We start from the raw sequence: 6,194 nt of genomic DNA, 5'->3' as shown, positions 1-6,194 counted from the left end.
GGCGCCGGCAGCAAGGGTCAGGGCGGCGGGGTGGTCCATGCTGCCGGCCTGGTCAGCCCGTCCGGCAGCCGCGTGTCTGCGTCCCCCTGGGCGGCATCGATCTGCGCTTGCGTCAGCCCCGCCGTGCTGGTGAGGTTCGCCCCGTCCAGCGAGGCGCCGGTGAGGTCCACCCTGAACAGGGGGAGCGGGACAAACCGTTGGAGGTTACGCCGCGCACATGATCGACGCGCCTTCGCGAGGCTGGATCCGGCCCGGCCACCGGAGACAAGATCAAGGCGTGGCGGATGGACAAAGACTGCGTCACCGCCAACACCTGGCCGGCTGACTCGTGCTTCTACGTGTTCACCCGGTCGTTCAAGGTCGTCGGCCAGGTGTCGCCGATGGCCTACCTGGTGACGCACAACTGCGACGGGTCGCAGTCGTTCGACACGTTCGTCTCGTACCTGACGAGCGGCGCGGGCAAGCCGATGGACCGGCCACCAGTCGGCACCACCACCTGTGTCCAGGGGCCAAAGGGCGGCAAACGCCCGTGTGACAAGGGCTGGTCCACACGGATCACGCTGCCGCGCCTCACTGGGCCAATCACGCCGGGCGACATCGTCACGCTGACGGTGCACGCCGGCAGCCTCGCGTACCAACTCACCCCCACCCCACCCCACCGCGCGGAGCGGTCGCGGTCGGGCCGATCGCCCAGGCCGGCACGGACACCAGAATCCACGGCCGGCCGTGCGGAGGCGGTCGGCCGTGGACGATCTACAGGCCGTCGCTGTAGTCGCGAACTTCCTGAACCGCCGATCCGAGTGCTGCCAACGAGTCCTGGATGCGCTCCCGGGTCTCCACCAAGGCGCTGGTCAGCTGCTCCACGGCGCGGTGCGCGCTGCCGTCGGTCGCCGCCAGAACGATGGCCTGCGCTTCTTCGATCATGGTCAGCGCGCCGTCCAGCTGACCGGTGACCTCGTCGGTACGCCTGAACGCCTCACCAAGCTGGGACTTGACGTCGGCGATGGTGCTCGTCACGGAGGTCCTGCCCTTCTTCCGTCACATCCGCTCTTGTATCCCACGTGGGGGGTCATGCCCTGGACACCCTGTGGCCGGTTCACTTCCGCTGCGGACGTCGCGGTGCACCGACCCCGAGCCCGAACCGGACCGCCAGCACCAGCGCGGCGAGCGAAGCAATCACGTCGGTCGGGTCCAGGGACACGACCCGCACGGTCGCCAACACCGCGGCGCCTGCCGTACCGGCCCCGAGCAGCGCCGCACGGGCAACCTCCGCCCGCCCCGCGTCGGTCAGAGCCGTCACGCAGACGGCGGCGACAACGGCGGCGCCGGTAAGGGATGGTAGCGCCTCGACCCCGAGCAACACCCGCAACACGGTCACGCCGCCGGCCGCCAGCAGGCAGCCCAGGCCGATGACGATCGCGGTCGAGGCGCTCGAACCGGCCCGCGTGACCGCTCGCAACTCGGCGGCGTGCCCCATCGCGGTGAGACACAGTTCGTGGGCGCGCCCCGGCGCCTCGGACGGCTCGAACGGGACTGCCGCACCAGCGCCGGAAGCGACTGCCCCGGCCGGGGTCTGCCTGGTACGCGTCCGTCGCTGCGGCACGGCGCCGGTCGTCCGCGTCCGGCCCGGCTCACCGCGACGGTGCTGTGCCCGGGCGATCGGCCGTCCACCGCGCTCGGGTCTGGCGACGACGGGTATGTCATGATCGAATACGGCGTGATCGGGTCTGGCGACGGCGGGTACGTTGTGATCGGCCTGGTCCGACGGCGGCGGCCGGAGCTGATCGAGGGTGCTGATCCCGTGATGCGCGAGCGGTTCGGCCACCATCCGCCAGACCTCTTCAACCTTGGAACGGATCGCCTCCGCCGATTCCCGGTGCGCCCGCGCGAGCGCGGCACGCCGCTCCTGGCCGGCGAGCACCCGGTCCGCCACCTTGCTCCTGGCCTGGTTGAGCTCTGCGAGCAACGTCCGATAACGCACAGCCGCGATCAGCGGGTCGTCGAGATCGGGGTCGTGTAGGGCATCGACCCGACGCTGTGGATCAGCATCCGGTACAGCGAGGGATCCACCCGGCTGGTCGGGCACGTCAACCATGATTCTCGCCTCGTGGGTTGCGGACGCACCGATTCCGGACTCGATCGCCACCCCGGCGACCGGCGGTGTGGGACGGCTGCCGGCGCCGTTGTCGTCGACTCGTCCAGCCGGCCCGGTCACTCCGGCAGCCCTTTCCGGTGATCCACAGGACGGATACCCGCGGTGTCCCCCCGGACCCCGGGCGCGGAAAAAGCATGATCGCTCCGCCGTTGGCCCTCCAGCGATCCGGAAGCCCCGGGCTGCCCACGCAGCGGCGAGAACGGGACGATCGTGCGTGCCTCCGCATGCCCGTGCCGGTCGAACAGGACCGCCCGGTTCGGGCTCGTCCCGGCGGTGACCGACCGGTTGCCCGCGAGGCTGAACAGATCACCCGCGGGCACGCCGACCGCGACCCACGCCCCCACGTCGTCGCGGTGCATCGGGCCGAGATCGTCGAGCAACCGGCCCGGACCGCGCCACCAGCCCAGCAGGTGCACCCGCTGGCCAGGGCCCCGACGGGTCACGAAACGCAGATCGTCCAGACCCGAGCGGCGGGCGGGCTGCTCCTTGGCCTCCAGGACGGCCCGTCCCGCGTCGGCGGCGAACAGGACGAGCAGCCGCATGGGCCCGCCGGCTGCCCGGTCACCGGGCAGCCGATCGCCGGACACCGGCTCGCCGGTCGCGAAGGCCAGGGAGGACTCCTCCCGAATCCGTACCTCGTCGCTGGTCTCCCGCAGCACCCGGCGCAGCGCTGCCGGCGGATGGACCTGGGCAGGCTGCCCGAAGGCACGGACCCGTTCGGCGAGCACCTCGGCCGCCTGGGTGGTCTCAGCGGTGACCGCGACGATGTCGACCTGCACGCCGCCCGGTGCGGCCTGGCCTGCGATGCTCACCACGGCCGCCTGCAGCGCTCCGACCGCCTCCCGACGCAGTGGTCCGAGCACCGCGAGGTTACGTCCTGGCAGTGGGGACAGCCGCACGCCCACAGCAGCCGGATGCAGGTCGAGGGGAACCCCCACCAGTGCCAGCGGCTCGGCCACCGCGCCGGTGTCCTCGCCGACCGCGGTGCCGTCTTCGGTCGCGCCGGCCTCGATGGCTCCCACGTCGGCGGTGCCGGTCTCGATGCCGCCCCCGCCGTCGCGCTCGGCATGTTCGACCGGGATGGGCGTGCCCGCAAGCGACCGGTAGAGCCGATTGTCGTCCAGGACCGCCGGTGCGTGGCCGACGAAGACCCGGGGTGCTCCCATGCCCGGCACGCCGGCCGCGCTCGCCCGCGCAAGGCTCGCGCGCAGCGTCGCGAGCACCGCCGAGTCGGGATAGGCCACCCGTACGAGTTCGTTGCCGGCCGGATGGCCGTTACGCCGGTTGACGATGGCCTCCCCCACGCCCGCAAGCGCTCCCGCCGCCTCGTTGGTGGTCGACAGCAACACCCGGGACTCCGAGATCGAGGTGCGCAGCGCGATCCGCAGGGCGAACTGACCGAAGATCGAACCACGCTTGCCGGCCGTGGCGTCCAGGGCGTCGATCCCCGACAGCGTCTGGCTGGCCAGCAGCAGATGGATGCCGTAGGCGCGCCCCTGGCGGGCAAGCACCTCCAGGTGGGAGACCGCCTCCCGCGACACCGCGTCGAGCGGGGTGAGCATCACCTGGAACTCGTCGATCACCACCATGATCCGCGGCCATCCGGCGCTGCCGCGCGCGACCCGCAGCCCACGCAGGTCCCGGGCTCCAACGGCACGCATGGCCAGGGCGCGACGCTGCATCTGGGCGCGGACATGGCGCAGCACGGCGACGCCGAACTCCCGGTCGCTGTCCATCCCGATGGTGTCCGCGTGCGGCAGGACGAACGGGTCGTCACCGCGGGGTGCGAACTGGGCGAACTCCAGGCCCTCCTTGAAGTCGAGCAGGTGGAACCGCAACTGGTCCGGGGCGTAGCGGGCAGCCAGCCCATACACCACGTCGAGCAGCAACGTCGACTTGCCCGAGCCCGCCTGCCCGCCCACGAGCGCATGGACGGTGTCGTCGTTGAAACGGAGAGTCACCGGGCCGTCCGGTCCGAACGCCACCGGAACACTCAGACCGCCGGCTGCGTCGAAGCTCCACAACGTGTCGGGAAGGAGCGCCCGGGCGTCCGGTGGCCGAGCGGCTTCGACGGCTGTCGCGGCTGCGACGGACTCGGCGACCGCGGCCACCAGCTCAGGCGGTGGCGGGTCGTCCAGTTCGCATTCCAGCGGCCCGGACAGCGAACACCGCCAGGTCGCCGGAATGTCTGCGGAAGCCGGATTGCCCCCGGGAATGCTCCGGGCACCAGCGGGAAGATCCATGCCGGTGGAATCCTCGGCGGATCCGGTTGCACGCAGAGTCTCGGCGTTGGTCAGCGTGTCGTGCCCCGCCCGGGCGACGGCGACCGTACCGCCCTCCTCCACCAACGCGATCACGTGCACTCCGCACGCCGGACCCTGCGCGGTGATCGCTTCCAGCGCCCGCGCGGCGTCGTCGGCAAGCGACGGCCAGGCCAGCAGCACCAGCAGCCGCCACGGCTCGGCCCGGGGCAGACCGGCAGCCTCCCGTTCCCGCAGGGAGGCGAACCGTCCGCCCAGCCGGTCGACGGTGATGCGACCGACGTCCGCGGACAGCTCCCCCAGGACGCCCTCCAGCCGGGTCCGGGTGGTCAGGGTGGGGCTTACCACACCGGCAGCCCGCAGCGGAGCGAAGCCGGCGAGCCCGGCGCCCAGCTCGTAGGGGTCGTACACGGTGACCCGGACCGATCCTGGCGGCGCTGCCGCGAGAACGCGGGTGAGCAGGCCACGCACAACACCGACACCCTCGGCACGGCGATCGCGATCCACCACGATCCGCAGGTTGCTCCCGTCGAGAAGGCTGACGGCCAGTGGCACCTCGGCGGCGTCCCCGCCGGGCAGCAGCGGCGGGACGAACACCCTGCCCACCCGCCACAGCCCCGGCCGGTAGGGACGCTCGGCCGCTGTCCGCGGACGCGGACGGTCCCGGCCCTGCGGTGACTCGAGGATGCGGGCCTCCGGCAACGCACGGCCGGCCCGTCCCAGTGACGTCCACAGCGGTGACGGCCAGGGTGCTCCGGCAAAGTCCGGCGCCTGCTCACGGGCGATCGCGGCGGCCATGCCGATCGCGGCCGGTAGCTGCTCGTCGGCGGTGCCGGGGACGGCATGCCAGGCGTCCTCGGAAAGGTCACGTCGGCCGGGCGGGCGGACCCGGCCCGCAGGCGCCGACCCTGGCGAGCCGGGCAGCTCGGCCTGGTCGGCCAACGCGTCCAGTTGATCGGCAAGGCTCAGCGCCTCGCCCAGGCACGTCTGGATGCCGGTGACGAGTGTCCGGACCCGCCGAGTGCCCGACACCGCGACCTCCCCGCGATCAAACTGATGCCACGACGGAGCACCAACCTAACGGCAAGATCCGGTCAAGGCGGGGTTTTCCCTGACTCCGATGGTTTCCGCGGATGTGACGCTACCGGACGGGGGCATCCGTGCATCGTCCCCGGACCAAGTATGTCCGGTCCAGCATCTGCCGTGACCACCTGCCTGGCTGGTCGACCAATTGACCAAGCAGGTGACGCCAGCCGGCGGGTCAGCTGCTGGTGGACCGCCGGTAGGCGCTGATACACCACGGCACGAAGATCGCAAGCAGCCCGACACACCACGCCAACGACTGGGCCAGTGTGGAGGCGACCGGACCACCGAGGAACAGCGCCCGTGTCGCGTCGATCGTCACGGTGATCGGCTGATGCTCGGCGAAGGCCTGCAACCAGCCCGGCATCGAGCTGACCGGAACGAACGCGGAGCTGGCGAAGGTCAGCGGGAAGACCCAGATGAACCCGGCCGACTGCGCCGCCTCCGCGTTGTGCACCGACAGTCCGATCACCGCCGACACCCAGGAGAAGGCATAGGCGAACAGCAGCACGAGCGCGAATCCGACCAACGCCGCGATCACGGTCGTGTCGCCGAAGCGGAAGCCGACCGCGATCCCGACCAGCAACATGATCACAACTACGAACGCGTTGCGTACCAGGTCCGACAGGGTCCGACCGGCCAGCAGCGCGCCTCGCGACATCGGTAGCGAGCGGAACCGGTCGATCAGGCCGCGG

General features: G+C 71.5%; 4 protein-coding genes. All 4 read right to left on the bottom strand.

Annotation, left to right across the window (positions count from 1 at the left end; translation table 11 throughout):
* Window positions 1-753 precede the first annotated feature (753 nt).
* Window positions 754-1,017: a hypothetical protein gene (locus tag DD1DGNOD_RS13950; protein WP_131766813.1), complete on the bottom strand. Its 264-nt coding sequence runs from the start codon at window positions 1,015-1,017 to the stop codon at window positions 754-756.
* Window positions 1,018-1,096: 79 nt separating this feature from the next.
* A complete protein-coding gene (locus DD1DGNOD_RS13945) occupies window positions 1,097-2,215 on the bottom strand; it encodes a hypothetical protein (protein WP_131766812.1) in 1,119 nt (372 codons plus the stop codon).
* A complete protein-coding gene (locus tag DD1DGNOD_RS13940; RefSeq protein ID WP_131766811.1) occupies window positions 2,212-5,448 on the bottom strand; it encodes an FtsK/SpoIIIE domain-containing protein in 3,237 nt (1,078 codons plus the stop codon). Before DD1DGNOD_RS13940 ends, DD1DGNOD_RS13945 begins: the two co-directional genes overlap by 4 nt.
* A 229-nt stretch (window positions 5,449-5,677) precedes the next feature.
* Window positions 5,678-6,194, bottom strand: a 517-nt coding sequence (locus DD1DGNOD_RS13935; RefSeq protein ID WP_241255708.1) for an ABC transporter permease, incomplete at its 5' end; no start/stop codon positions are given.

Origin of the sequence: Candidatus Protofrankia californiensis (assembly GCF_900634765.1) — a bacterium.
Lineage (GTDB): Bacteria > Actinomycetota > Actinomycetes > Frankiales > Frankiaceae > Protofrankia > Protofrankia californiensis.
Note: the sequence above shows the minus strand (reverse complement) of the source record. Positions and strands in the feature narration are given on the sequence as shown.